The sequence below is a fragment of the Nocardioides sp. genome (genome assembly GCF_050699375.1).
In the GTDB taxonomy this organism is placed as follows: Bacteria; Actinomycetota; Actinomycetes; order Propionibacteriales; family Nocardioidaceae; genus Nocardioides.
On sequence record NZ_JBOHDN010000073.1, the window covers coordinates 1 to 26,202 of the forward strand.

26 protein-coding genes are annotated in these 26,202 nt (G+C 69.0%); 13 read left to right on the forward strand and 13 right to left on the reverse strand.

Going from position 1 to position 26,202, the window contains the following annotated elements; translation table 11 throughout:
* The first annotated feature begins 231 nt into the window (after positions 1 to 231).
* The 5 genes from ACRDPS_RS04835 to ACRDPS_RS04855 all read left to right on the forward strand — a co-directional run bounded on the left by ACRDPS_RS04835 (position 232) and on the right by ACRDPS_RS04855 (position 3,290).
* Positions 232 to 1,527 carry a DUF222 domain-containing protein gene (locus ACRDPS_RS04835; RefSeq protein ID WP_431500494.1) on the forward strand — a complete coding sequence of 432 codons (1,296 nt, stop codon included), beginning with the start codon at positions 232 to 234 and terminating at the stop codon, positions 1,525 to 1,527.
* A 79-nt stretch (positions 1,528 to 1,606) separates the two neighbouring features.
* A complete protein-coding gene (locus ACRDPS_RS04840) occupies positions 1,607 to 2,158 on the forward strand; it encodes a DinB family protein (protein ID WP_431500495.1) in 552 nt (183 codons plus the stop codon).
* Position 2,159: 1 nt separating this feature from the next.
* Complete coding sequence (locus ACRDPS_RS04845; protein WP_431500496.1) at positions 2,160 to 2,570, forward strand: VOC family protein; 411 nt, start codon at positions 2,160 to 2,162, stop codon at positions 2,568 to 2,570.
* A gap of 31 nt (positions 2,571 to 2,601) precedes the next feature.
* Entirely contained in the window at positions 2,602 to 2,871 is a 270-nt protein-coding gene (locus tag ACRDPS_RS04850; protein WP_431500497.1) for a type II toxin-antitoxin system Phd/YefM family antitoxin, read from the forward strand.
* A complete protein-coding gene (locus ACRDPS_RS04855) occupies positions 2,871 to 3,290 on the forward strand; it encodes a type II toxin-antitoxin system VapC family toxin (protein WP_431500498.1) in 420 nt (139 codons plus the stop codon). The genes ACRDPS_RS04850 and ACRDPS_RS04855 overlap by 1 nt, the downstream gene beginning before the upstream one ends.
* Here the strand turns inward: ACRDPS_RS04855 and ACRDPS_RS04860 are convergent.
* Positions 3,271 to 4,452: a PucR family transcriptional regulator gene (locus ACRDPS_RS04860; protein WP_431500499.1), complete on the reverse strand. Its 1,182-nt coding sequence runs from the start codon at positions 4,450 to 4,452 to the stop codon at positions 3,271 to 3,273. The two genes, ACRDPS_RS04855 and ACRDPS_RS04860, sit on opposite strands and share 20 nt — an antisense overlap.
* A gap of 81 nt (positions 4,453 to 4,533) precedes the next feature.
* Here ACRDPS_RS04860 and ACRDPS_RS04865 point away from each other — a divergent pair, with 81 nt between their 5' ends.
* Together ACRDPS_RS04865 and ACRDPS_RS04870 are read left to right on the forward strand one after the other, a co-directional pair.
* Positions 4,534 to 5,682 (forward strand): ferredoxin reductase, encoded by a 1,149-nt coding sequence (locus ACRDPS_RS04865; protein ID WP_431500500.1) that lies wholly within the window; start codon positions 4,534 to 4,536, stop codon positions 5,680 to 5,682.
* Positions 5,683 to 5,716: 34 nt separating this feature from the next.
* On the forward strand, positions 5,717 to 6,967 hold the full coding sequence (locus ACRDPS_RS04870; protein WP_431500501.1) for a fatty acid desaturase family protein: 1,251 nt from the start codon (positions 5,717 to 5,719) through the stop codon (positions 6,965 to 6,967).
* Positions 6,968 to 7,034: 67 nt separating this feature from the next.
* On the opposite strand, the gene ACRDPS_RS04875 is transcribed toward ACRDPS_RS04870, so the two are convergent.
* Positions 7,035 to 7,934 (reverse strand): SDR family oxidoreductase, encoded by a 900-nt coding sequence (locus ACRDPS_RS04875; protein WP_431500502.1) that lies wholly within the window; start codon positions 7,932 to 7,934, stop codon positions 7,035 to 7,037.
* Between the two features lie 78 nt (positions 7,935 to 8,012).
* Here ACRDPS_RS04875 and ACRDPS_RS04880 point away from each other — a divergent pair, with 78 nt between their 5' ends.
* Complete coding sequence (locus tag ACRDPS_RS04880) at positions 8,013 to 8,576, forward strand: TetR family transcriptional regulator (RefSeq protein ID WP_431500503.1); 564 nt, start codon at positions 8,013 to 8,015, stop codon at positions 8,574 to 8,576.
* 149 nt (positions 8,577 to 8,725) lie between these two features.
* On the forward strand, positions 8,726 to 9,235 hold the full coding sequence (locus ACRDPS_RS04885) for a RipA family octameric membrane protein (protein ID WP_431500504.1): 510 nt from the start codon (positions 8,726 to 8,728) through the stop codon (positions 9,233 to 9,235).
* Here ACRDPS_RS04885 and ACRDPS_RS04890 read toward each other — a convergent pair.
* Both ACRDPS_RS04890 and ACRDPS_RS04895 read right to left on the reverse strand, forming a co-directional pair.
* Complete coding sequence (locus ACRDPS_RS04890; protein ID WP_431500505.1) at positions 9,223 to 9,945, reverse strand: Type 1 glutamine amidotransferase-like domain-containing protein; 723 nt, start codon at positions 9,943 to 9,945, stop codon at positions 9,223 to 9,225. The genes ACRDPS_RS04885 and ACRDPS_RS04890 overlap by 13 nt on opposite strands.
* Positions 9,946 to 10,013: 68 nt before the next feature.
* Positions 10,014 to 13,082, reverse strand: coding sequence for a M4 family metallopeptidase (locus tag ACRDPS_RS04895; protein WP_431500506.1), 3,069 nt, complete (start codon positions 13,080 to 13,082; stop codon positions 10,014 to 10,016).
* A 193-nt stretch (positions 13,083 to 13,275) separates the two neighbouring features.
* Between ACRDPS_RS04895 and ACRDPS_RS04900 the strand changes: the two genes are divergently transcribed.
* On the forward strand, positions 13,276 to 13,575 hold the full coding sequence (locus ACRDPS_RS04900; protein WP_431500507.1) for a WhiB family transcriptional regulator: 300 nt from the start codon (positions 13,276 to 13,278) through the stop codon (positions 13,573 to 13,575).
* A gap of 18 nt (positions 13,576 to 13,593) precedes the next feature.
* Here ACRDPS_RS04900 and ACRDPS_RS04905 read toward each other — a convergent pair whose 3' ends face one another.
* A complete protein-coding gene (locus tag ACRDPS_RS04905) occupies positions 13,594 to 14,490 on the reverse strand; it encodes a sigma-70 family RNA polymerase sigma factor (RefSeq protein WP_431500508.1) in 897 nt (298 codons plus the stop codon).
* Between the two features lie 142 nt (positions 14,491 to 14,632).
* Between ACRDPS_RS04905 and ACRDPS_RS04910 the strand changes: the two genes are divergently transcribed.
* Positions 14,633 to 15,085 carry a carboxymuconolactone decarboxylase family protein gene (locus ACRDPS_RS04910; protein WP_431500509.1) on the forward strand — a complete coding sequence of 151 codons (453 nt, stop codon included), beginning with the start codon at positions 14,633 to 14,635 and terminating at the stop codon, positions 15,083 to 15,085.
* Positions 15,086 to 15,183: 98 nt separating this feature from the next.
* On the opposite strand, the gene pgm is transcribed toward ACRDPS_RS04910, so the two are convergent.
* Positions 15,184 to 16,848 (reverse strand): phosphoglucomutase (alpha-D-glucose-1,6-bisphosphate-dependent), encoded by a 1,665-nt coding sequence (gene pgm / locus ACRDPS_RS04915; RefSeq protein ID WP_431500510.1) that lies wholly within the window; start codon positions 16,846 to 16,848, stop codon positions 15,184 to 15,186.
* Between the two features lie 38 nt (positions 16,849 to 16,886).
* Between pgm and ACRDPS_RS04920 the strand changes: the two genes are divergently transcribed.
* Positions 16,887 to 17,678, forward strand: coding sequence for a crotonase/enoyl-CoA hydratase family protein (locus ACRDPS_RS04920; protein WP_431500511.1), 792 nt, complete (start codon positions 16,887 to 16,889; stop codon positions 17,676 to 17,678).
* Here ACRDPS_RS04920 and ACRDPS_RS04925 read toward each other — a convergent pair.
* The 3 genes from ACRDPS_RS04925 to ACRDPS_RS04935 form a co-directional block, all read right to left on the reverse strand.
* A complete protein-coding gene (locus ACRDPS_RS04925; protein WP_431500512.1) occupies positions 17,660 to 18,487 on the reverse strand; it encodes a hypothetical protein in 828 nt (275 codons plus the stop codon). The genes ACRDPS_RS04920 and ACRDPS_RS04925 overlap by 19 nt on opposite strands.
* 85 nt (positions 18,488 to 18,572) lie before the next feature.
* Positions 18,573 to 19,514 carry an SDR family NAD(P)-dependent oxidoreductase gene (locus ACRDPS_RS04930; RefSeq protein ID WP_431500513.1) on the reverse strand — a complete coding sequence of 314 codons (942 nt, stop codon included), beginning with the start codon at positions 19,512 to 19,514 and terminating at the stop codon, positions 18,573 to 18,575.
* A gap of 60 nt (positions 19,515 to 19,574) precedes the next feature.
* The gene (locus ACRDPS_RS04935; protein WP_431500514.1) at positions 19,575 to 20,183 is read right to left on the reverse strand and encodes a LysE/ArgO family amino acid transporter; all 609 of its coding nucleotides are present in this window, start codon (positions 20,181 to 20,183) and stop codon (positions 19,575 to 19,577) included.
* 74 nt (positions 20,184 to 20,257) lie between these two features.
* Between ACRDPS_RS04935 and ACRDPS_RS04940 the strand changes: the two genes are divergently transcribed.
* A complete protein-coding gene (locus tag ACRDPS_RS04940; protein ID WP_431500515.1) occupies positions 20,258 to 21,184 on the forward strand; it encodes a LysR family transcriptional regulator ArgP in 927 nt (308 codons plus the stop codon).
* On the opposite strand, the gene ACRDPS_RS04945 is transcribed toward ACRDPS_RS04940, so the two are convergent.
* The 4 genes from ACRDPS_RS04945 to ACRDPS_RS04960 all read right to left on the reverse strand — a co-directional run bounded on the left by ACRDPS_RS04945 (position 21,163) and on the right by ACRDPS_RS04960 (position 26,196).
* Complete coding sequence (locus ACRDPS_RS04945; RefSeq protein ID WP_431500516.1) at positions 21,163 to 21,552, reverse strand: DUF6458 family protein; 390 nt, start codon at positions 21,550 to 21,552, stop codon at positions 21,163 to 21,165. The two genes, ACRDPS_RS04940 and ACRDPS_RS04945, sit on opposite strands and share 22 nt — an antisense overlap.
* A gap of 93 nt (positions 21,553 to 21,645) precedes the next feature.
* A complete protein-coding gene (locus ACRDPS_RS04950; RefSeq protein WP_431500517.1) occupies positions 21,646 to 22,869 on the reverse strand; it encodes an MFS transporter in 1,224 nt (407 codons plus the stop codon).
* Between the two features lie 114 nt (positions 22,870 to 22,983).
* A complete protein-coding gene (locus ACRDPS_RS04955; protein ID WP_431500518.1) occupies positions 22,984 to 24,837 on the reverse strand; it encodes an acyl-CoA dehydrogenase in 1,854 nt (617 codons plus the stop codon).
* A gap of 114 nt (positions 24,838 to 24,951) precedes the next feature.
* Positions 24,952 to 26,196 carry an MFS transporter gene (locus ACRDPS_RS04960; protein WP_431500519.1) on the reverse strand — a complete coding sequence of 415 codons (1,245 nt, stop codon included), beginning with the start codon at positions 26,194 to 26,196 and terminating at the stop codon, positions 24,952 to 24,954.
* Between the last annotated feature and the right edge of the window lie 6 nt (positions 26,197 to 26,202).

Sequence of the window (26,202 nt, forward strand, 5' to 3'; positions counted from 1 at the left end):
CTTGATTGTTTCTCGATCGCGTGCCGCGTCAAGGACGCCCTTCGGGCGCCGGCTTCGCCGGCCGCTTTGCGGTCCTGGACCCGGCACGCGATCGAGAAAGATTTCGCCTGTATCGGGGCGGCGGCGAGAGTGTGGCGCAACGGCACGAGACTTGTTCGCTGACCGCATAACAGGGGACTGACCTGCATAAATGGGTCGCGTCGGTGGCCGTTTCGGCGTATAATGCTGGGTATGAACGAGACCGTTGACCAGCTACTCGCCGGGCCGCCTGCTGGTGTGTCCGAGGGTGTGCTGGTCGACTGGATCGCGCGGCTCGAAGAGGTCAAGTGTGTGGCGGAGGCGGTGCAGGCAGAAGCCTCGGTACGGCTCGAGGAACACGCTCGGGAACGTCACGCTGCGGCTGGGGTTCCTGCCCGCAGGCTCGGGGAAGGGGTGGCCTCCCAGGTGGCGTTGGCGCGGCGGGTCTCACCGGCTCGAGGGGCCAAGCTGCTCGGGCTCGCCAAGATCCTGGTCTCCGAGATGCCGCACACGTTGGCGTTGATGAAGGCCGGGCGGTTCTCGCAGTGGCAGGCCACCATCGTGGCCCGCGAGACCGCGTGCTTGTCGTTGGAGGATCGTCGGGTCATCGACTACGAGCTCTGTGCCTCCGGTGAGAACGGTGCGGCACCGAAAGCGGTGTCGATGGGGCTCAAGGAGCTCGAGAACGCCACCAAGAAGCTCGCGATCGGCCTCGACCAAGCATCCGTGGTCGCTCGGATCGCGAACGCGGAGAAGGACCGGCGGGTCAGCCTCCGGCCCGCACCGGACACCATGACCTGGCTCGGTGGGTTGCTGCCGGTCAAGGACGGGGTCGCGGTCTACGCCGCGCTCGACCAGGCCGCGAAGGCCGCTCAGGCTGCCGGGGATGGGCGGACCCGGGGCCAGGTCATGGCCGACACCCTCGTCAACCGAGTCACCGGACGCGAAACCACCGACGCGAGGCCCCGGATCGAGGTCAAGGTCGTGATGAGCGCCGACGCCCTCACCAACGACAGCGACCAGCCCGCCTTCGTGGAGGGCTATGGACCCGTCCCCGCGACCTGGGTCCGTGAGGCACTCGCCGAAGCCGATGTCTTCGTCCGGCGCCTGTTCACCGACCCCGCCGGCCGGCTCGTCGCGATGGAGTCCCGCTCCCGCAAAGCACCCGACGGGCTCGCCGAGTTCATCACCACCCGCGACGGTGGGATCTGCCGCACCGTCGGATGTGATGCCCCGATCCGCAACATCGACCACGTCGAACGTCACGCCGACGGCGGCACCACCAGTGCCCAGAATCTCCAAGGTCTGTGCGAAAGGTGTAATCAGGCCAAGGAGGCGATCGGCTGGCAGGCCAGACCAGGACCCGACGGCAGCATCATCACGATCACACCCACCGGGCACACCTACACCAGCCCACCACCCGACACCTGGGGACAACACCCGCCACCCCTGTCCCGAGCAGAGCTCAGGCTGCGCAACGTACTCCTCGACCACAGGCTCGCCGCGTGACGACGATCCTCGCGACCTGGCTCGACGAGCTCGGGCAACCGGAAGGCGTACGTCCGGAACCAGGCCTAGCGTGACGGGCATGACCACTACCGATGTCACCCGGCCGGTCGAGATGACGCCGGTCATGGACGAGACGGGGACGCTGCTCAGCACGCTCGATCGCATCCGGCGTACGTTCGCCTGGAAGTGTGGCGGGTTGACCGACGAGCAGCTGCGGCAGCGGCTGGAGCCGTCGAGGATCACGCTCGGCTGGCTGCTCAAGCACGCGGCGTTCTATGAGGATCATTATTTCACCGCGATCCTCGCCGGGAAGGGCTACCCGGAGGTGTGGGCGCAGTATGACCCGCGCCAGGCGGACTGGGACTGGAAGACCGAGGCCGATGACACCGCCGATGGTCTGATGGCGCTCTGGGAAGGTGCCGTCGCGAGGTCGCGCCAGTCCATCGCCGACGCTCTCGGCCGCGACGGCTGGGACACCCTCGCCACGAATCCCGACTGGCAGGTCGAGGCCAACGCCCGGCGCTACGTCGCCGACATGATCGAGGAGTACGCCCGTCACACCGGTCACGCGGACCTCATCCGCGAGTCCATCGACGGACTCGTCGGTGAAGACCCACGGGACGGCGAGTGAGATGGCGGGGATCCGCGGCGCCACCGGATGGATCGGCGTCAACCTCGCCTGCACCGACCCACCCGCGCTCGCCGCGTTCTATGCGGACCTGTTCGGCTGGGAGGTCAGCAGCTCCGAACCGGCGTACGCCACCGTGCTCATCCGTGACCCGTCAGGCAACGGCACCCACAGCAACCTCGCCTTCGAGCTGGACCGCCACTACCGGCGGCCGGTCTGGCCGAGCGAGCCCGATGCCCAGCAGCAGATGGTCCACCTGGACGTCGGCGTCACCGATCTGGCTGTGGCCGTCGAGGACGCCGCCGAGCTGGGCGCGCGGGTCGCAGACTTCCAGCCCCAGGACGACGTACGCGTCATGCTCGACCCGGAGGGTCATCCGTTCTGCCTCTATCTGGACCCCGAGGCGATCCCGTAGAAAATACTAACCGCTGGGTTAACCTGGCTGTGTGAGCGAAGTGCGGGTGGGTGAGCTGAACCAGCAGACAGGCAGGGTGCTGAGGCGTGTCCAAGCCGGTGAGTCGCTGATCGTGACCGACCACGGCCGTCCTGTGGCGATGTTGGTGCCGGCACCGACGAGCAGGTTCAAACAGCTCGAGATGCTCGGCCACATCAAGGCGCCGAAGAATACAAGTGGTCGGCTCACTCCGGTCAGGCGTGTGAAGCTGTCGAGGTCGACCGACGAGATCCTCGCGGAGATCCGGGCGGACAAGATCTGATGCTTGTCTACGTCGATACCTCGGCCATGGCGAAGCGGTTCGCGGATGAGGCCGAGTCCGATGCGCTGGACGAGCACCTGGCTGCTCTGATCGCTCGTGGCGACACCGTCATCTCATCCGTCCTGCTCGATGTCGAGCTGACCCGCATCGCCCGCCGCGAGCGCCTGGACCCGGCGACCGTCGAAGCAGTGTTGTCCGACGTTGGCTTGGTGGGAATCTTCCCCGAGGTCCTCGAGGCTGCCAAAGACATCGAGTTCCACCTGAAGGCTCTCGACTCGATCCACCTCGGCACCGCTCTGATCCTTCAGGACGAGGCAGAGGGAGATGAGGCGGTCGAGCAGGTCATCACGTACGACGACCAGATGGCCCGGGTCGCCGAGAAGCTCGGCTTCGAGGTGGTCAGCCCAGGGCGACCGTGAGGGCGAGGACCATCGCGGGGTCGTCGAGCCGGTCGCCGTAGACCTCTCGCAGCTGCCCCATCCGATAGCGGACGGTCTGCGGGTGGATGAACATCTCGGCCGCCACTTCGTCGCGCCGGCCCTGGTGGAGGAGCCAGGAGCGCAGCGTCTCGGTCAGCTTCTCGGCGGTGGCCGGGCGTAGGTCGGCCAGGGGCGCGAGAACCTGCGCGCGCAGGTCCTCGCGAGCATCGGCGTCGGCGGAGAGGACCAGCTCGACCAGGTGCTGCTCGGTGTCGGAGTCGAGACCGGCGAAGTGTGCGCGGCGGGCGCGTTCGTAGGAGACCCGGGCCTCCCGCCAGGGCTTGGCCGGTCCGACGATCGCCCGGCGACCCTCCAGCGCCTTCATCAACGCGCGTCGCCGCCGGCCGTGGGCGTCGGGCACGAGCAGCAGGGTGTAGTCGTCCAGGTCGCGCAGGTCGTCGTGCTCCAAGGTGGCCTGGTTGACCTTGGCCAGGATGGAGCCGACCTGAGGGTTGGGCACGAGCAGAGCGGTGAGCGTGCTCGGTGGAGTCCACTCGGCCCGCGCCACCGCGTCGTCGAGCTCCTCCGGGGCCGCCTCGGCCAGCAGCTGCCTGGCCAGTCGCTCACGCAGCTGCCGCTGCACCCGCCCCGTGGTGGCGCGCTCGTCGGCGTGCCCGGCAGCCGAGGCCTCCGAGATCTCGTCGATCCAGGCGAACACCAGGGCCGCGAACTCGACCAGTCCCTCCGGCGCCATCCCGCCCTCTACCGCCTTGCTGGAGAGCTCGCGCCACGCCACCCGGGCACCGATGCGGTACGCCGCCAGCAGGGCCTCCGTCGTCCGACCCGATCGCGCCTCCCCGCGACCGAGCCCGTACGCCCCCTCGAGAGCCGGGGGAGTGGCGGTCGCGACGTCGGCGGGAAGCTCGTCGACCGAGGCCAGCGAGAGGAACCCGCCCAGTGCGATGCCCACGGCCGTGCGGATGGTCTCGCCCATCGGCCCCGAGAAGGCGTCACGATAGGCAGGGACCTCCGCGGTGATCGCCGCCACGACCTCGTCGCTGACCCGGGGCAGCACCTTCCGGATCGACGCGACGATCTCGGGCGTCAGATGGACGTCGTAGGAGGATAGCGTCAGGGCATCTCGGGAACTTTTGTTCGTCACGTACAAATCCGCCTATCAGATTCACGTCGCTGACACAGGAGTTTACCTCGCACATATAGCATCATGGAAGACATGGTTCAGATGTCCACGTCCCCCGCCCTGCTCGCCCCAGGCGAGGTCAGGCGACCCGCTCTGCGGGAGCGCTTCTCGCGCAAGGCGTGGGAGGTCGCCGAGACGATCGCGACCCCACTGGCTCCGGCCGACTACCTGGACATCTTCAACCCGCTCCGACCCGGCGCTGACCTGCGAGGACGCGTCGTCAAGGTGACGCCGGAGACTGCCGACGCGGCCACCATCGAGATCAAGCCGGGCGCCGACTGGGAGGGCCACACGCCCGGTCAGTACGTCCGGGTGGGCGTCGACGTCAACGGTGTCCGCCATTGGCGGGCCTACTCGCTGACCCATGGCCCGCGCAGGGACGGCCTCATCTCGATCACCGTCAAGGCCGTTCCCGACGGCAAGGTCTCCAGCCACCTGGTGCGTCGCCTGCGCCCCGGCAAGATCGTCCACCTCGAGCAGGCCGCCGGCGAGTTCGTCCTGCCCAGCGACCTGCGCGGCCACAAGTTCCTGATGGTCACCGCCGGCTCCGGCGTCACCCCGGTCATCGGGATGCTGCGCAACCTCTTCCCGGTCACCGACGAGGGCGTCGTCCAGCATCAGCGCCTCGACGTCACCGTCGTGCACGTCGCCCCGAGCCGTCCCGACTCGATCTTCATCCGCAACCTCGAGTCCCTCGCCGAGGCGGGCGCGATCCGCCTCGTCACCCGCTACTCCGGCACCGAGGGCCGCCTCGACATCGACACCCTCACCGAGCTCGTCCCCGACGTGAAGGAGCGCAAGGCGTACGCCTGCGGTCCGGCCGGTCTCCTCGACAACCTCCAGGCCTGGTACGACGACGAGGGGCTGCCGCTCCAGACCGAGCAGTTCCGCCTGGCCACCGTGGTGACCAGCGAGGGCGGCACCGTCGCCTTCACCGGCAAGACCGTCGACGCACCTGGTGACAGGCCGATCCTCGACGCCGCCGAAGAGGCCGGCGTCCTCATGCCGAGCGGCTGCCGCATGGGCATCTGCTTCGGCTGCGTGCTCCCGATGAAGGAGGGCGCCGTCCGCGACCTCCGCAACGGCGAGCTCACCGTCGCGCGCCCGGGCGAGACCGGCCCCGAGGGCGTACCCATCCAGACCTGCATCTCCGCCGCCGCCGGCGAGTGCGTCATCGACCACCCCGCCTGATCGACACTGACCCCCACACGAGAGCGAGACTGACATGACTATCGCCCCCGAAGCCCCGGCCTACACCGGCCCGATCGCCCACCTCTCCCGTGAGGACGTCGAGCAGCTCGGCCGTGAGCTCGACGCCATCCGCCAGGACATCCTCGATACCCGTGGTGAGCGGGACGCGGCGTACATCCACAAGGTCATCAAGGTCCAGCGTTCGCTGGAGCTCGGGTCCCGCGCCGTCCTGCTGGCGAGCATCTTCCCGCCGGCGTTCGTCGTCGGCACCGTCGGTCTCTCGATCGCCAAGATCCTGGACAACATGGAGATCGGCCACAACATCATGCACGGTCAGTGGGACTGGATGCGTGACCCGAAGATCCACTCGACCGTGTGGGAGTGGGACAACGCCTCGACCAGCGAGGGCTGGAAGCACAGCCACAACGAGCTGCACCACGCCTACACCAACATCGTCGGCAAGGACAACGACCTCGGCTGGGGCATCATGCGCGTCGACGAGGAGCAGCGCTGGATGCCGGCGAGCCTCGCGCAGCCGTTGATGAACTTCATCAACATGTGCATCTTCGAGTACGGCATCGCGGCCTACGACCTCGAGCTCGGCAAGATGCGCCGCCTCAAGAAGAGCGGCCGCGACATGCCCGAGGGCTGGCACCAGATGGCGCGCAACACCGTCGCCAAGATCCGCCGCCAGGCGCTCAAGGACTACGTCGCCCACCCGCTGCTCTCGATGGTGACGCTGTCGGGCCCGACCACGCTGCTGGCCAACGCCACGGCCAACTTCGCGCGCAACGTCTGGACCCACTCGGTGATCATGTGCGGTCACTTCCCCGAGGGTGTGGAGACCTTCGAGCTCAAGGACATCCCGGAGAACGAGACCCGTGGTGAGTGGTACGTCCGCCAGATGCTCGGCTCGGCCAACATCTCCGGCTCGAAGTTCCTGCACCTCATGTCCGGCAACCTGTCCCACCAGATCGAGCACCACATCTTCCCGGACCTGCCCTCGAACCGCTACGCCGAGATCGCCCCGAGGGTCCGTGCGCTGTTCGACAAGTACGGCCTCAACTACCACACCGCTCCGATGCCGCAGCAGGTCGCTTCCGCGTGGCACAAGGTCCTGCGCCTCTCGCTGCCCAACGGGTTCCTCGAGTCGACGAACGTGAAGAACGCTCCGTCGCAGCTCGGCAAGCTCATCAAGGTGGTCCGGGGCGACACCCGTACGCGTCGCCGGCTCCTCAAGGAGTTCGAGGCTGCCGGTGCGGCCTCGGTCGGCAAGGCTGTCTAGAAGATACGGCGGGACGTTCTTGTCGGTTACCTGCCGGTAGGCCGACAAGAACGTCCCGTCCTATCTGTCACACGTCGTACGCGCCGGCGGCGATGTCGTCCAACATCGTCGGGCCGGTGGGCGTCCAGCCCAGGGTGCGCTGGGTGATCTCGGACGTGGCCCGGGTGCCGGTGCCGAACATCATCGCCATCCAGCCGAAGTGGGCCCCGGCGTCCTCAGGGCTGACCGACCGCGTCGGCAGCCCGAGCCGCTCGCCGAGCGCTTCCGCGATCTCGCGGGTGGGGACCCCGGCCTCGGCGACCACGTGGGCGCGGAACCCGGCCGGTGCCTTCTCCAGCGCCAGGCGCACCGCACGTGCGGCGTCGGTGCGGTCGACGGCGGCCCAGGGGTGGGCGCCGTCCCCGATGTATCCGGACACGCCGCGCTCCCTGGCGACCTGCGCCAGGTAGGCGACGAAGCCCGGGTCTCCGTCGCGGCCGTGGACGATCGGGAAGCGCAGCGCCACGGGGCGTACGCCCTTCTCGGCGTAGCCGAGAGCGAGGTTCTCGGCGCCGCCGCGCATCGAGTCACGCCCGTGGAACGGGCTGGGGTCGTCCTCGGTCGCCGTGCCGGGCACGGCGCCGCTGGCGCCGGCGGTGCCGCTGGCGAACAGGAAGGCCTTCCCGCTGCCCTCGAGGGCGTCGAGCATCGCCTTCACCGCGTCGTGCTCGCCTTGCCCGGCGGCGGCGAAGTTGTCGAAGTCGTGGTTGAAGGCCAGGTGGATGACGGCGTCGGCCGCCTTGGCGGCCGCGGCGAGCGAGGCGGGGTCGTCGAGCGAGCCGCGGTGGACCTCGACGCCCTTCTTCTCCAGGGCGGCGGCACTCTCGTCGGAGCGTGCCAGCCCAGTGACGGCGTACCCGTTCGCGAGCAGCTCGTCGGTGACTGCTGAGCCGATCCAGCCCGAGGCTCCGGTGATGAAGACGTTCATGGTAGTTCCCTTCATGTCAGTGACTGACATCAACCATAGCACGTGATGTCATGAACTGACATCACGTAGGATGGGCGTATGGGTCGTTGGGAACCGGACGCGCGTGGTCGGATGCTGGCCGCTGCCCTCGAGCTGTTCGCGGAGGTCGGCTATGAGAAGACGACCGCCAGCGACATCGCGACCCGCGCGGGGGTGACAGAGCGCACCTTCTTCCGACACTTCGCCGACAAGCGCGAGGTGCTCTTCGTCGGCCCGAACCCTCTCGACGAGACGGTTACCAAGGCGATCGCCGCCGCGGACGAGGGGGCGACGCCGCTGCAGATGGTGCTCGCCGGCGTACGTGAGGCAGCGGTCGGGCTCGATGCGGTGCGCAGCCGGGAGCAGGCGGCCGAACGTGCTCGGATCATCGACACCACCCCCGCTCTCCGGGAGCGTGAGCTGCTCAAGATGGCCACGATGACGATCGCGGCTCAGGTGGCGCTCGCCGAGCGAGGAGTGGGCGAGCCGACCGCCGGGTTGGCCTCTCACAGCGCCGTGGCCGTCTTCGTGACGGCTTTCTCCCGGTGGGTATCCGGTGCCACCGACCTCAGCCTGCCGGAGTGCGTCGACGAGGCCGCGGCCGCGCTGCGAGCCCTGACATAGTTCGGCCGTTGGCCCACGCCCGGGTCACACCTCGACCACGGTGACGAACGTCGTATGGACAGCACCGCCTACGGACCGGTAGACAACTAGCCACTATGGAGAATGAGTTGATCCCCGGAACCGCGTCGAGCAGCGTGGTGCGTAGCTATGTGACCCAAAGCCAGCCGAACTCCTCGGCCCTCGCCGAGGGTCTTTGGGTGCTTCCGCCCGACGTGCTCTCCAGCGGTGACCGCGCGGTGCTCTTCGACCAGTACAAGCTGTACGCAGCCGAGGCGGAGCGGCTCAGCGTCCGGCGCACGCTCACCAGCGCGTTCTTCCTGGTCGTCAACCTCGGTGCCCTGGTCGCCGGCACTGCCCTGCTGGCCAACGCACCCGAGCGGCCGTGGCTCTTCTCCGTCGCGCTCGTCGCGGCGCTGGGCACGTGCCTCGGCTGGTTCTGGATCGTCCGCTCCTACCGGCAGATGGCGAGCGGGAAGTACTCCGTCATCACCCACCTCGAGAAGCAGCTCCCCGCGGCGCCGGGTGTTGCCGAGTGGTCGGCCGTCGGGCTCGGCCGCGACAGCTCGCGCTACCTGCCGATGAGCAACGTCGAGGTGTGGGCGCCCGCGCTGTTCGCGGTCTGCCATCTGGCGACGTACGGCCTGCTCTACCTGCCCTGATCGAGCCTGCGTACGTCGAGCGGGACCTCACCGTCCCGCCCGACGGCGTACGCCACCCCGTCCGACCGTTCTCCGACGGTCTCGACGAGCTCCCCGTCGCGCCACAGCAGCGCGACGCCGTCGTCGGCCGCATAACCGGCCGGCAGCGCCCCGGAGCCGACGAACCGGACGTACGTTTCGCGCCGGTCCTCCTCGCCGAGATAGTGCGGGCAGAAGGAGCCGGGGAGGAACCCCAGTCCGTCGGCCAGCGGCGCGGTGGGGCCGAACGAGTCGGTCGAGGACGCCTCGTACCAGCAGTTCGCGCCCGCCGAGATCCCCGCCAGGATCGTCCCGCCCGCGGCGGCCTTCTCCAGCAGCGCGGGCAGCCCGTGCAGCCTCCAGAGCGCCAGCAGGTTGGCGGTCGACCCGCCGCCGACGTACACGATGTCCTGATCGAGGATCTGCTCGAGCTCCGAGATCGGGAGGGCGTGCTCCTCGGGTGCCTTGTTGAACAGCGACAGGATCCGTACGTCGGCCCGTTCCGCAAAGGCAGCGAGGAACTTGTCGTGATAGCTGTCCGCATCCCCGCTCGCGGTCGCGATGAAGCAGATCTTGGGCCGTTCCTTGCCGCTCAGCCGCGTCAGGTACGCATCGAGAGGCGAGAACTCCCGCCCATGCACCTCCGGCATCGAGAAGCCGCCACCGCCCATGGTCAGGATCGTTCCGCGCATGGGTGGTGAGTCTAGGCAGAGACAGGCCCCGCTGGACCGGAATCCAGCGGGGCCTGCGGTGAGATGGACTACCGGACCTTGACGGTCACCGTCTCGGTGGTCGCCTCGTTCTTCCTGTCGCCTGAGTACGCCACCTCGTAGGTGTGCGTGCCCTTGCGTGCGTGGAAGGTCGCCTCTTCCTTCTTGAGGCGGAACGTGCCAACGCGGTGGCCATCCTCGGCGACGGTGATCGTGCCGGAGGCGCGGTCACCATCGACGGTGATCTCGACCTTGCCGCGCTTCGGCGAGGTGGCGGAGATGTCCGGGACGGCCTTGTCGGTGCAGTAGCTCACCGACACGTTGTCGACGGCCCAGCCGGCGATGCCGTTGCAGCCGTCGCGACCCATGTCGAAGCGGAACTGCACGGTGTCGCCGGCGTTGGCGAGAGCGTCGAGGTCGACGATCGTCGTACCCCACTCGCCGGTGAACTTGCCACCGTCGGTGCCGGTCCAGGCAGGCTCGTTCTCCATGTAGCCGCTACCCGCGCCGAGCGTGCCGCCCGGGGCGTTGAAGAGGTACGCCGCCTGGTCGACGAGTGCGAAGTCGCCGCCGTTGACCGACACCTTGACGTTGCCGCCGTCCCAGCCGGACTCGGTGCGCACCGAGTGGTCGAACGTGAGTCGAGGCGTCTGGCCGGCGGGCACGGTGATCTCCGGGGAGATCAGGCCGTTGCGGCTGGTGATGTCACCGGTCGCGTCGCCACATGCGCCCTCGACCGGGTCCGGCCCCCAGGCCACGCCGGTCGAGTTGCCCTCGATGTCGCCGCGGGCCTCCCAGGGGTAGTCGTTGCCGGCGACCAGAGCCTCGGCGTCCTGGGTCCAGCCGGACAGACCGTTCTCGAAGTCCTCGGTGTAGGTGGCGACCTCGTTGGTGCCCTCGCCACACAGCGCGGGGGTGTTCTGGTCGAGCAGCGGACCGAAGTTGCACTGGACGGGCTCGTCGGCGAGCTCGGTGGCCGTGTTGGCCGCCGTCACCGCCGCACAGTCGTCAGCCGTGATCGGCTCGAGCGCCGCCGCCTCGGCCGCGCCACCCGGAGTCTCGCCGCCGCCGGTCTGCGGCGTCGAGGTTCCCAGGGTGAGCTGCTTGAGCGTCGTCGCGCCGGTCAGGTCCGCACACGAGGAGACCATCGCCTGGGCGTACTCGGGGAAGCCCGAGGTCGGCGTCAGGTAGTTGGTCTGGGCGTGCCAGATCAGGTTGGCCGCCTTGTCCAGGCCGATGCCCGCGACGGTGACGTCGTTGTAGGCGCCGCCGTCCACGAGCAGGGCGTAGTGGTGGTTGATGACGCCGGAGTTGGAGTGCACGCCGCCGGAGTCGGTGGTGTCGCAGTGGTACTCCAGGTCGCTGACCTTGCCCGGGTCGCCGTAGCAGGTCGGGTTCCACATGTCGCGGATCGCGCCGCCGAAGGCGGTGGAGTCCTCACCCATCAGCCAGCGTACGGACTCGTCGCTCTCGCCCGCGCCCGTCGAGATGGTCGCGTTGACGGCGCTGGAGGCGGACTTGATCCTGTTCGCGCTGTCGAGATCGACCATCACGCCCGGGATCGTCGAGACGCCCGACATCGGAATCGGCAGCCCGGCGGCGTTGTTGCCCACCACGATGCCCGCGGCGCCCGCGAGGACGGCGTTGTCCGCCTTGATCTGGAAGGAGCAGGTGCCCCGGTCCACGAAGGCGTACTTGCCGGCGACGTCGGCGGCGTTGGTGTAGGCCGTGCAGCCGTCGGTCTCCGAAGGCCCGGTCGTGTCGGCGGCGTCACGGGCGACGATGACCTCTGCGTTCACCGGGGTGGCGTACGCGTCGGCGGCATTCCAGCCCGCCGCGGCGACGTGGCAGGGGCCGGCGATCTCGGCCGGAGCGGTGATCTCGAAGGCCAGCTTCGCGGGGCTGGAGGTCGAGCAGTTGTCGCCGCTGCGGGCCACGTCGTCGGTGGTGTTCTCACGCGTGTTGAGGAAGTCGACGGTGTTGCCCCACATGTCGGAGTACGCCTCGTTGAGCGCACCCGGCTGCCACTGGTAGATCAGGCCGGAGGTGTATTCGGTGTAGGCGTGGCCCCACTCGTGGGCCACCACGTCGTCGGAGGTGACACCGGAGCAGTAGTTGGTGGTCGCGCCGTTCCAGTTGGCGTTGGGGCACGAGATCGCCGGGTCGTTGTTGACCGTGATCATCTTCGCGCCGGCACCGTCATAGGAGTCGCGGCCGAAGGTGTTCTGGTAGAGCCAGTAGGACTCACCGGTCGTGGCGACCTCGTTCTGCTGGTCCTGGTCGAGGGTGCCCGGGAAGGCGTCGTTCTCGACCCAGACGGTCGCGTCGTCGCCGGTGTCGGGGGTGTTGTGCTTCTCGATCAGCTCGCGCTCGTTGGCCGAGTGGAGCATCGAGTAGCGGTTGACCGGCTTGCCGCTGTTGGCGTCGATCACCAGCGTCTCGCGCACCGTGGTCTTGTTGGAGACCTCGATGACCCAGGCGAGCAGGCTCTTGCCGTCCACGCCCTGGGTGGCACCCATGCGGTAGACGTTGAGGTCGGCCTTGACCACCTCGACGCCCTTGGTGCTGACCTTGCTGTCGGCATGCGCGTCGGCCGGCTTCGCCCTCACGAGCTCGAGCGCCTTGGCGCTGGCCTTCGCCTTCGACCAGGTCGGGGTCGTGCTCAGATCGAGGTTCGGCGCGGCGAAGCCGTTGACCGAGGTGAGGTCGCCGGCCTTGTCGACGTGGGCCTTCAGGGTGCCGCCGAAGACCGGCACACCGTCGTACGCCTGGTTGAACTCGACCGTCCAGCCGGCCGGGGTCGTGCTGACCTTCGACTGGTCGAGCTGGTCGGCCTTGGCCCCGAAGACCGGGGCGTAGGTGTCGAGATACTTGCGTGCCTTGGCCGCGGCCTTCGACTTGCTGTCGGCGGCGACGTCGGGCAGCAGGTCGCCCTTGGTGGACACGAAGCCGATCTGGCCGGTGGCGCCCTCCTTCTTGAGCGTGACCGTCTGGTCGGCATCGGCCTTGAGCCGGTCGATGACACTGGGGTCCGGCTCCGCGGCGATGGCTGCGATCGGTGTGACCACCAGACCAGCCGCGACGAGCGCAAGGGTGATTCCTTGCTTTCCGAGCTTCACGGGTTGCTCCTCTCGGGAATTGCCGCGTCAGGTCGCGGCGATTTCGCATCGTAGAGAGATTTGCGATGCGGGGTTGTGCAAACGCGAATCACGAGTCCGAAACGACACGATTCCCTTGAACCACGCGGTGGGCTCACGCAGCCACATAGGGGGCCGGAGGTGGGCCTCAGGGGCGATCTAAGGTAGTTGCCCGATGTGCGGGCCTACCTCAGGCGCAGATTCTCGAGGGGTGCCCTTGGAGATCATCCCGCCCTTGTACGCAACCGGCCTGCCGTGCCACGGAGACGACTCTGCGTTGTGGTTCTCAGAGTCCCCAGCCGCCCTCGAGGTGGCCAAAGATCGCTGCCTCGACTGTCCGGTGATGCGTGAGTGCCTCTCCGGCGCGTTGGCTCGCTCCGAGCCCTGGGGTGTCTGGGGTGGCGAGATCATCGAGCGGGGTCAGGTCGTGACCTACAAGCGCGGCCGCGGCCGCCCGCGCCGCCAGGCGGCCTGAGGCCCCTGTCCCGAGCGCTCAGGAATGGGCTGACTCGAGGCCGAGGGTGCTCGCGAGGACCGCGATGCGGTCCGGTGCTGCGTACGCCTCGATCTCGGTGATCCTGCCGTCGACGACCGTGAAGCCCATGACGCTGAACAGCTTCCCGTGGAGGGTGATCGCCACGCCGGCGGCGCCGTTGACGAGGGCCGCGTGGGTGATGCGGTCGGCGTGTGCGTACATGACGGCGTTGCCCGCCACCTTCTCGGCGCCGCGGTAGGTCGTGACTCCGGAGCCGATGTCGGCGCGGAGGACGACATCGGGGTGGAGCGCGCCGACCAGGCGGGCCAGATCGCCGTCCTGGGCGGCGGCGAAGAACGCGTCGACCACCTCGCGCTGCGCGGCGACGTTGTTCTCCGGCGTACGTCCTCGGACCCTTCGCCGCGCCCGGCTCGCCAGCTGCCGGGTCGAGTCGGAGGAGCGGTCGAGCATCGTCGCGATCTCGTCGAAGGGCACGGCGAAGAGATCATGGAGTACGAACGCCAGCCGCTCGTCCGGGGAGAGCTGGTCGAGCACGACCAGCAGCGCGATGCTGACCGAGTCGGCGAGCACCGCCCGCTCGGCCGGATCCTGCGGTCCGGCCTCGTCGAGGACGACCGTTGGATCCGGCAGCCCGGACTCGACCGGAGCGGTTTCGAGGGAGACCTCGCCGCGGGTCTTGCGCGTGCGCAGCATGTTGAGGCAGACGCGCGCCACCACTGTCGTCAGCCAGCCGCCGAGATTGTCGATCTCATCGGTCTCGCTCCGGCTCAGCCGGAGCCAGGCCTCCTGCACGGCGTCCTCGGCCTCTGCGGTCGACCCGAGCATCCTGTAGGCGACCCCGAACAGGTGCCGTCGCTCGTCCTCGAAGCGCTCGGCCAGCCACTCCTGCTGCATCTTCTGTCCTCTCGGTCCACGGTCCTCATAGACCCGACACGTGAAGCAGAGCAGATGTGACCGATCCGGTGAAAGAACTTTTCTTGCTCCGACCTGTCACATCCGTCCGGCCCGACGGGTCAGGGATGGCATGAGCAACCGAATGAAGAACCCAGCAGCTGTCATCCCGCAGGCCTACAAGGGCATCGGCAACCTTCTGGCCGCCGTGGCCGAGGGCGGCCTCCCCGAGACCACGACCGAGCTGGTCGCCATCCGAGTGAGCCAGCTCAACGGCTGTGCGGCCTGCCTCCAGGGCCACGCCGTACGCATCCCCGAGGTCGGACTGCCGATCGAGAAGATCGTCGGCCTCGCCGCCTTCCGGGAGTCGCCGTTCTTCGACGAGGCGGAGAAGGCGGCGCTCGCCCTGGCCGACGCCGTCACCCGCCTCGCCGACTCCGAGGACCCCGTCCCCGACGAGCTCTGGCGCGAGGTCACCAAGCACTACGACGAGAAGCAGACCGCCGCCCTGGTCCTCTGCATCGCCACCCACAACCTCTTCAACCGGGTCAACGTGACGGTGCGGGAGGACGCCGCTAACCCGTCCTGGGCCCGCTGACGGGGTCGCCCTCGAGCATGTAACACGCTGTTCGTAGGACTATCCGGTCGTTCTGATAGGGCGAGTAGTACTACGAACGACGTGTTACAGGGGCGCTGCTAACTCAACGCAGCGGATACGACTGCCTTTGCCTCTTCTTGGACCTTCGCCAGGTGGTCGGGTCCGCGGAAGGACTCGGCATAGATCTTGTAGACGTCCTCGGTCCCGCTCGGGCGGGCGGCGAACCAGGCCGACTCGGTGGTCACCTTCAGGCCACCGATCGCCGCGCCGTTGCCGGGCGCCTCGGTGAGCTTGGCGGTGATCTCCTCGCCGGCCAGGGTGGTGGCGGTGACGGCATCGGGGGAGAGGGCGGCGAGCTTGGCCTTCTCCTCGCGAGAGGCTGGGGCGTCGATGCGGGCGTACGCCGGCTCGCCGTGCTGCCCTGGATTGAGTTGGGCGACCAGCTCGGCGTAGCGCTGCGACGGGGACTTCCCGGTCCGCGCCAGGATCTCGGAGGCGAGCAGGGCGAGGATGATGCCGTCCTTGTCGGTGGTCCACACCGAGCCGTCGAAGCGCAGGAACGAGGCGCCCGCGGACTCCTCGCCGCCGAAGCCGAACGAGCCGTCGATCAGGCCGGGTACGAACCACTTGAACCCGACCGGAACCTCCACCAGGGGCTTGTCGAGCGCGCCGGCCACTCGGTCGATCATCGAGGAGGAGACCAGCGTCTTGCCGATCCGCGCGGTCGCAGGCCAGTCCGGGCGCGCGCCGCCGAAGAGATGGTCGATCGCGACCGCGAGGAAGTGGTTGGGGTTCATCAGGCCGGCGTCGCGGGTGACGATCCCGTGCCGGTCGGAGTCGGCGTCGTTGCCGGTGGCGATGTCGAACTCCGGGGTGTCCGCCAGGAAGCGCACCAGCTCGGCCATGGCGCTGGGCGAGGAGCAGTCCATCCGGATCTTGCCGTCCCAGTCCAGCGGCATGAAGCGCCAGGTCGGGTCGACCAGCTCGTTGACCACATTGAGGTCGATCTTGTGCCGCTCGGCGATCTCGGCCCAGTAGGCCACCGACGCGCCTCCGAGCGGGTCCGCCGCGATCCGCACCCCGGACTCGCGGATGGCGGCCAGGTCGACCACGTTGGGCAGGTCGTCGACGTAGGAGCCCAGGAAGTCGTACGCCTCCGCCTGCCGCCTCGCGGCAGCGAAGGTCACTCGCTTCACGCCGGCGAGGCCGGCGCGGATCAGCTCGTTGGCACGGGCGGCGATGACCTTGGTGGCGTCGGAGTCCGCGGGGCCGCCGTGGGGCGGGTTGTACTTGAAGCCGCCGTCGCTGGGCGGGTTGTGCGACGGGGTGACGACGATGCCGTCGGCGAGACCGGCGCCCGACAGCCGCCCGGAGTTGGCATGAAGGATCGCGTGCGAGACCGCGGGCGTGGGCGTGTAGCCGTCGCGGTCGTCGACCAGGACGCGTACGTCATTGGCGACCAGCACCTCCAGCGCGGTCGCCCAGGCCGGCTCGGAGAGGCCGTGGGTGTCCCGCCCGATGAAGAGCGGTCCGTCGATCCCCTGGGACGTCCGGTAGTCGACGATCGCCTGGGTGGTGGCCAGGATGTGCGTCTCGTTGAAGGCTGACTTGAGCGAGGAGCCACGGTGCCCAGAGGTGCCGAAGGCGACCTGCTGGGCAGGATCCTCGGGGTCGGGCTGCAGGTTGAAATAGGACGCGACCAGGTGAGGTACGTCGACCAGGTCGGCGGGCGTGGCGAGCGTTCCAGCGCGTGGGTCAGCCATGTGTCCCATCATGCCTCCCGCCCCGTACTCTTCTCCTCATGCCCCTCGTCACCACCGAAATCAACGACGGCATCGCCCAGGTGCGTCTCAACCGCCCGGACAAGCTCAACGCGCTGACCCTCGAGCTGCTCCAGGAGCTGGTCGACACCGCCAAGGAGCTCGGCAAGAACCACGACCTGCGCGCGGTGGTCATCGCCGGCGAAGGTGACGCGTTCACCGCCGGCCTCGACTTCGCCTCGGTGCTACGTGACCCGAAGAAGATCGTCGGTGCCTTCGTGCCTCGTCCCTTCCGCGGCACCAACCTCTTCCAGGAGTCCGTCTGGGCCTGGCGTCGCCTGCCGGTTCCGGTGATCGCGGCCGTCCACGGTCACTGCCTTGGTGGTGGCGTCCAGATCGCCCTCGGCGCCGACTTCCGAATCGCCGAGCCCGAATCGCAGTGGTCCGTCCTCGAGGGCAAGTGGGGCATCATCCCCGACATGACCGGCATCCGGTCGCTCTCGGAGGTGGTCGGCATCGACACCGCCAAGAAGATCACCATGACCGCCGAGCAGTTCAACGGCGAGCGCGCCTTCGAGCTGGGCCTGGTCACCGAGCTCTCCGCCGACCCGGTGGCGACCGCGACGGCCTTCGCCCGCAAGCTCTGCGAGCGCTCCCCGGACCAGCTCGCCGCCACCAAGCGCCTCTTCAACGACACCTGGTACGCCCCCATCAAGCGCACCTTCTCCCGCGAGCGCATCGAGCAGCTCAAGCTCCTCTTCGGTGAGAACACCAAGATCGCCCGCGAGGCCGCCTTCAAGCGCGAGCGGCCGACCTACAAGCCCCGCCGCTGACCCTCCGGCCCGTCACCCCCGTCGGCCGGAGCATCACCCGCGCCGGCCGAAGAGTCACTTCTGCAGGCCGAAGAGTCACCTTTGCGGGCCGAGACGTCACTCGCTGCCGTCTCGGCCTGCAGAACTGACTTCTCGGCCTGCAAAGGTGACTTCTCGGCGTGCTTGCGACGGCGCTTGATCTCACCCTGGGCGAGGACGAAGGCGAGGATGACGGGCCAGACGTACTTGAGGTGGCTCGCTACCCACTTGACCCATTCGGGGACCTGTACGTTCGGCAGGTCCGGCCACGGGATCGACGGCCAGGGGATGCTGGGCAGGTCCGGGAGCGGGAGATCGGGCAGGTCGGGAAGGTTCGGCATCGGGATGTCGACGTTCGGGAGCGAGATGCGCGAGATGAGCCAGGCGACGACGGCTGCGCCGGCGATGCCGCCGACCACCCCCGCGGCGCCACCGAGGGTCTCGATCAGCGCATAGCGCCTGGGGTGGTCGATCACCCGCTGCTCGTACGCAGCGGCCCGCGACCCCGGGTCCGGGGTGAGGTCCAGCCCGCCGATGCCGGCCAGTCCACCCAGGTCCTCGTCGGGAGCGAAGTAGGTCGCTCGCCGCGGCGTACCGAGACCCGAGTGCAGCACGAGCAGGCTGCCGTGCTCCTTGCTCTCGAGCCGGGCCCGGTCATCGGAGGTCTTCTTCGAGAGGACCACCTCTCCGTCGACGGCCCACACGAACGTACGGACGATCTCTCCGGTCACCTCGAGGTGATGGTTGTGCTCGGAGATCGTCCGAGACCAGATCTGGACCTTCTTGCTCACCCTCGTGAATCTAGGGGCTCAGACAGACCGGGAGCATCGGCCGCAGGTAGCGACCAGGGTCAGACTTTGGTCAGGGGTGGGCCCGTCAGGGGTAGGCCACTCCGGTGGTCTGCTCGGAGAGCTCCCACAGCGCCCGCGCCGCCTCCGGGTCGCGAGCCAGGCGACTGGGGGAGACCGGCTTCGGAGCACCGCGCGCCTCGAAGGCATCGCTCGGCCCGACGTACGTCCCGGGCGCCAGCCCGGCGAAGGTCGAGGCCATCAGGGCCGGCCAGGCGCCCGCCTCCGGGGTCTGCGCCATCGCGTGGACGGCCGCCTCGCTGATGCTCGCGATCGGGGCGATCAGTCGCTTGGAGGTGCCGTTCGCCATGAGCTGGGTCGAGGCGAGCCCGGGATGAGCGGCGTACGCAGCGACCGGAAGCCCCGCCTTCTCCAGGCGCCGCTGGAGCTCGGCGGTGAAGAGCAGGTTGGCCAGCTTCGACTGGGAGTAGACGCCCCAGGGTGAATACCGCCCGACCTGCACGGTCGGGAACCCCAGCGGCGCCTTGCGGGCCGTCTTGTGCATGACGCTCGACATGGTCACGATGCGCCCCTCGCCGCTCTCGGCCAGTGGCTCCATCAGCAGGCCGGTCAGCAGGAAGGGCCCGAAGTGGTTGGTCGCCATCTGCAGGTCGAGGTCATCCACGGTCCGGACCTGCGGCGTCGCCATGACGCCCGCGTTGTTGACCAGCAGGTGCAGCGGCCCGCCGCCCTCGAAGGTCGCGTCGGCGATCGCCTCGGCCCCGACCCGCACCGCCTGGAGCGAGGAGAGGTCCAGCGCGACCCGGTCGAGCCTCGCCTCGGGAACCTCCTCGGCCAGCGCGGCAGCGGCCGCGTCGAGCTTCTCCCACGACCGTCCCGCCAGGATCACGCGCGCGCCAGCGGCAGCGAGCCCACGCGCGATGAAATACCCGATCCCGCCAAGCGTCGGTCCGGTCACCACGGCGTTCTTGCCGGTCAGGTCTGGAATATCGGAGGTCGTCCAGGGCATGCGGGCCACACTAGGCCGCAGGTCAACACATTGGCTGGATTTGAAAGCCGGACCGCCCGATCAGCCCAGCCCGCCCAATGCGAGCCCGGCGGCGATCGCGAGCATGGTGCACCCGATGAGGAGGTCCAGCACCTGCCAGGCCCGCCGGCTGGCGAGCAGGGGCGCCAGCAGCCGAGCGCCATACCCGAGCCCGGCGAACCAGATGATGCTGGCCAGGCACCCGCCGAGGGCGAACCCCCAGCGCGCCGAGTCGTACGTCGCCGCGATCGACCCGTGCAGCAGCAGCGTGTCGATGTAGACGTGCGGGTTGAGCCAGGTGAAGGCGGTCGCCTTGGCGATCACACGGAGGAGCGGCTCCCGTGGTGCGTCCGAGGCGTCCAGAGCCGCGGGCCGCAGGGCCCGCAGCAACGACCCGATCCCATACCAACCGAGGAACACGACTCCGAACCAGCGCAGCAGCTCCAGCGCCCAGCCGGCGCGGGAGACGACCACGCCCATCCCGCCGACCCCCGCGCAGATGAGGATGAGGTCGGAGACAGCACACACGCTCACCACGACGAGCACGTGCGAGCGCAGGATGCCCTGGCGCAGGACGTACGCGTTCTGGGAGCCGATGGCGATGATGAGGGTGAGGCCGGTGAGGAGACCGGCGAGGCTGGCGTGGATCACACGGTCGACGCTAGGGCCGGAGAATCCTGCAGGCCAGCGAAAGAATCTTACCGAAGATAAGCCAGACTTAAGCCATGCCGACACTCGACCCGAACCAGCTCGAGACCCTCGTCGTGATCGCCGAGGAAGGCACCTTCGATGCCGCGGCGCGACGGCTCCACATCACCCCGAGCGCCGTGAGCCAGCGGATCCGCGCTCTCGAGCGGGCGGCCGGTCAGGTGCTGGTGCGGCGTACGACGCCCTGCACCCCCACCCGGGCGGGCGAGCCCCTGATCAGGCACGGGCGGCAGCTCCGCCTGCTCCTCGCCGAGGCCGCCGCGACCCTGAACGACGGGGACGAGCCGGGGGAGAGCGCCGGTGACGCCGTCGTCGACCTCTCCGTCGTGGTCAACGCGGACACCCTCGCGACCTGGTTCCGCCCGGTGCTCGAGGAGGTGGCGACCTGGGAGCGGACGGCGCTGCGGATCACCGTGGAGGACCAGGGCTACTCGGCCGACGCGCTGCGACGCGGCGAGGTGCTGGCGGCGGTCACCAGCGAGCCGAAGCCCGTCCAGGGCTGCACGGTCGAGCCGCTCGGACGGCTCCGCTACACCCCCGGCGCGGCCCCGGCGCTGATCGAGCGCCACCGCAAGGGACGAGGCATCGACTGGGGCGCGATCCCGATGATCGTCTTCAACGAGAAGGACCATCTCCAGGACGAGGTGCTGGCGACACACGGCGCCACGCGACCGCCCGTCGTCCACCGCGTCCCGAGCAGCCACGACTTCCATGAGGCCATCCGGCGAGGTCTCGGCTGGGGTATGCTGCTCGACGCCCAGGCCGAGTCCGATCTCGAGAGCGGGGCGACGATCCGGCTCCCGGGCGCGAGGCCGATCGACGTCCAGCTCTTCTGGCAGCGCTGGCGCCTGGACTCGATCGCGCTCGATGACCTGAGCGAGACCGTACGTCGCGCCGCCCGCTCGCAGCTACGCCGAACGGTTCAGGCGCGGCCGCCGGGGTAGCCCCCACCGAACTGGTTGCCCGGAGGGACGTTGCCCTGATGAGGCGGCCCCTGATGAGGCGGGCCCTGCTGGGGCTGGCCGGCCGGCGGGTAGTGACCCTGGGGCGGGGGACCGGGAGGGTAGGACCCCTGAGGCCCGCCGGCGTAGGGGCCGGCCTCGTACGGGCGGTGCTCGACCGCCGTGGTGTGCTGCGACCGGTTCACCGAGAGCAGCACGGCGATCACGATCGCCAGCCCGCCGGTGATGACGAAGATCCAGCCCAGCGGCTCGCTGGCGATCGCGTTCGCGAGCGCGTCGGGCAGATCCACCGCGCCGGTGAGCAGGATGAGTCCGAGGACCAGCAGGATGATCCCTAGGCCGATGGCCATGGCATTACTCCAGATGTGTTGGGGATGGCGCGCCACGCTACCCAGGCGTCTCCGACCCCCATACCGTCCCCCGCATCATGGCGACACAGCCGATCAGGACGTACGCCGCACCCCGGCCACTCCACGGGCGGCGACCCCGAGCAGCACCAGCAGGAGTGCGCCGAAGACGAGCATCGCCGGGTCGGTCGCGACGTACTGCACCAGGATCCCCAGCAGCACCACCGGCACCGTGATCCCCAGGTAGGCCATCAGGAAGAGCCCGGCCAATGCCTCGCCGCGGCTCTCCGCGGGCGCCACCGAGATCACCGTCGCCACTGCCGCCTTGAACGACATCCCGGCCCCGGCCCCGGTGACGAGGGCGCCGAGGAGCAGCATCCAGAACGTGCCGGACCAGATGGCGCCGACCACGAGAAGCAGTCCGGCGGCCAGCGCGACCAGCCCGGTGACGTACAGCCTCCGGCGCGGCCAGCGCCCGGTCAGCACCTGGAAGAGCGCCGCGGCGCCGAAGATCGAGAACCCGACCGCGCCCGCGACCGCGTGCGAGCGCAGGTCGAGCTCGCCGGCGAGGAACGAGGGCACCAGCGAGGTGAAGAAGCCGAACATCGCGAACGCCACGAAGCTCGCCATCCCCGCGGCGAAGTAGGCGCCGCGTGCGTCCGCCGGCACCCGGACCCGCTGCGGACGGTAGGTCCAGCCGGGCTGGTCGGTGTCGACCGTCTCCGGCGCGGCCACCACGGCCAGGAGCCCGAGCACCATGAGGAACGCGAAGACGGCGTACGGCGTGTAGAGCGGCCGTGGCGCCCACTCGGCCAGCACGCCGGCGACCAGGGGGCCGAGGCCCAGCCCGCCGATGTTGGCAGCCGTCGCGACGACCTCGGACCGGGTCGAGGGTGCCTCCGGCCGCGCCGACCGGTGCAGCTCGGCCAGATGCGCCGTCGCGGTCGCGGTCAGCATCCCGACCCCAAGCCCGGACAGCAGCCGCGCCAGCAGCAGCCAGCCCAGCTCGTGGGTCGAGAGGAAGATCAGCGCGGCGAGCACGTTGAGCAGCACCGCGGGCGCGACCACGCGCCGCCGGCCGAACCGGTCGGAGAGGTGCCCGGCCAGGAAGAGCGAGGCCGCGACCCCGACGCCGTACGTCGCGAACACCACCGTGATCACGAACGAGCCCCACCCCTGCTCGTCCACGTAGAAGACGTAGAGCGGCGCCGGCGCCGACGCGAACGCCATCGTCACCGCGAACAGGAACGCCACCGACCAGAACCCGCGGGCGTGATGAGCGGAGGTCGTACGCCGCCGGGGCTCGGTCTCAGTGGTCACGTGACACCTCAACCACACAGGGGGCGCAGGACATTCCGTGAGAAGCGCCAACGGCCCGCCCGGTGAACCGGGCGGGCCGCAGCGTACGTGCAGATCAGACTCTGCAGATCAGGCTCAGAAAGCGGACTCAGGAAGGTCCATGATCGAGTTGTCGATCGCCTCGGCGATCGCGCGCTCGGCCGTGAGCTTGGGCAGGTTGTAGGCGGCGTAGAACTTCGCGGCGGCGATCTTGCCGGTGTAGAAGTCCGTGTCCTTACCAGCGTCGCCGGCCAGGGCCGCGAGAGCGACCTCGGCCTGACGGAGCAGCAGCCAGCCGAGTACGACGTCGCCGACCGCGAGCAGCAGGCGTGAGGTGTTCTGAGCGACCTTGTAGACGTTGCTGACCTCTTCCTGGGAGGCCATCAGGTCGTTGAACATGTGCCCGACGATCGCGTTGACGTCCTCGAGCGCGGTCGCGAGCAGGGCACGCGACTCCTTGAGTTCGGCGGAGCCTTCGTTGTCGAGGAACTTCTGGATCTCGCCGGCGATGTGACCCAGCGCGGCGCCCTGGTTCTTCACGATCTTGCGGAAGAAGAAGTCCTGGCCCTGGATCGCCGTGGTGCCCTCGTAGATCGAGTCGATCTTGGCGTCACGGACGTACTGCTCGATCGGGTACTCCTGCAGGAAGCCCGACCCGCCGAAGGTCTGCAGCGACTCGGTGCCGAGCAGCACCCAGGCGCGCTCGGAGCCGTAGCCCTTGACGATCGGGAGCAGCAGGTCGTTGACGGCCTCGGCGAGCTTGCGCTCCTCGGAGCCCTCCTCGGAGAGCGCGACCTTCTCCTGCCACGAGGTCGTGTAGTAGACCAGCGCGCGCATGCCCTCGGCGAACGACTTCTGCACCAGCAGCGAGCGACGTACGTCGGGGTGGTGGGTGATCGTGACCCGCGGGTCCGTCTTCGCGGCGGCCGTCAGGTCGGCACCCTGAACGCGGGTCTTGGCGTATTCCAGCGCGTTCAGGTATCCGGTCGAGAGCGTCGCGATGGCCTTGGTGCCGACCATCATGCGGGCGTTCTCGATGACGTCGAACATCTGCGCGATGCCGTCGTGCACCTCACCGAGCAGCCAGCCCTGGGCGGGCTCGCCGCCGCCGACCTGCGAGTCGCCGAAGGTGACCTCGCAGGTGTTGGAGACCTTGATGCCCATCTTGTGCTCGACGTTGGTGACGTAGGCGCCGTTGCGCTCGCCGGTGAGCTCACCGGTCTCGTGGTCGAAGTGGTACTTCGGCACGAGGAAGAGCGAGAGGCCCTTGGTGCCCGGACCGCCGACGCCCTCGACGCCCTTCGGGCGGGCGAGGACGAGGTGCATGATGTTCTCCTGCAGGTCCGACTCGGCGCTGGTGATGAAGCGCTTGACGCCGGAGATGTTCCAGGAGCCGTCCTCGTTCGCGGTCGCGACGGCCTTGCCTGCGCCGACGTCGGAGCCCGCGTCGGGCTCGGTCAGCACCATGGTGGCGCCCCAGAGCTTCTCGACCATGATCTCCGCGATGCGCTTGTCGCGCTCGTTGCCGTTCTCGTAGACGACCTTCGAGAAGAAGGGGCCCGCGGCGTACATCCAGATCGCCGGGTTGGCGCCCAGCAGCATCTCGGCCATCGCCCAGACGATCGAGTTCGGAGCCGTCTGGCCACCGATCTCCTCCGGAGCGGTCAGCGTCCAGAAGCCCGACTCCATGAAGGTGTCATAGGACTTCTTGAAGGACGCCGGGACCGGTGCCGTGTGGGTCTTCGGGTCGAAGACCGGCGGGTTGCGGTCGGCGTCGGCGAACGACTCGGCGAGGTCCTCGCGGCAGAGCCGCTCGACCTCAGTGAGGATCTCCTTCGCGGTCTCGACGTCCAGGTCCGCGAACGGACCGGTGCCGAGCACCTTGTCGGTGCCGAAGACCTCGAACAGGTTGAACTCGATGTCTCGGAGATTGCTCTTGTAGTGGCCCACTGATCCACCTTCATGCCTCGTCGGATTTACCAGTCGCGGAACGCCGTCATGGCGAGTACTACTGGCGAGTAACCTCAAGAATAGGCATGCCGATCTGGGGTGGCAAGCCCGGGGCTACCCACGAGTAGCGCTTTTCCTCACATCAGCTCGCCACGGGAGCAGGCCGGAGGACAGCAGAAGTACGCCTCCGGCCACCGCGATCGCGGTCCGCGGGCTCGTCGCCGCGGCCAGAGCCCCGGCCGCCAGCACCCCCGCCGGCTGGGCGACCTTCATGGTGATCGACCAGGCCGCCTGCACTCGGGACATGTGGTCATCGGCGGTCTCGCGCATCCGGTAGGCGGCGAAGGTCGGGTTGAAGACCCCGGCGCAGAGGATCAGCCCGAAGTTGGCGGCGGTGAACCACGCGAACCCGATCGGGCCGGTCGGGGTGAACGCGATCGGGACGGTCCAGAGCGTCCGCGCGACCCCTGATCCCAGCAGCACGGTCCGTTCGCCGAGCCTGCTCGTCAGCCGCGGCGTACACATGGCGCCGAGGATGCCGCCGAGGCAGGGCAGCCCCATGGCGACGCCGTACATCCAGGGCTCCATGCCGAGCTCCCGCAGGGTCAGCACGGCCTGCAGCGGGCTGGTCGCGATGACGCACGAGCCGAAGAGCGCCGCGTTGAGAAAGAGTGCGCGCAGATCGCGCCGGGCGAGGATGTAGCGCCAGCCGGCGCTCACCTCGGCCAACCAGTGCTGTGGCTGCCTTGTGGGCGGAGCCGGTTCCGGCGTACGGATCGAACGGATGCCGAGCGCGGAGAGCAGGTAGGTCACCGCGTCGACGAGCACGGTCAGCGTCGGTCCGACCGCGGAGACGAGGGCGCCTCCGATCGGTGGACCGGCGGTGAAGGTCGTCCAGAAGGTCGTCTCCAGGCGGCTGGTCGCGGCAAGCCTGGCCTCCGGTCTGACCAGCGCCTTCAGGTGTGCGCCGGAAGCCGCGGTGAAGGCGAGCTCACAGGTCGCCGAGACGACGCCGGCGACGCACAGGTGTGCGTAGGTGAGCACGCCGAAGAAGCCGGCAACGGGGATGCTGACCATCGCTGCGAACCGGATCAGGTCGGCCCCGACCATCGTCGGCCGTTTGTGTCGGTACTCGATCCACGGCCCGAGCCGGATCCCCGCCGCCGCGGCCGCGAACCCGGACAGGGCCGCCAGCAACGACACCTGGAAGGTGGACGAGTTGAGCACGAGCACCGCGACCAGCGGCAGGGCGCCGTACGCGATGGTCGATCCGGCCTGGCTCGTCGCTGTGGCGAGCCAGAGCCGGTCGAAGTCCCGCCCCGGCCTCGTGCTCGTCTCGAGCTCCGGGACCCGGGTCACCCGAGG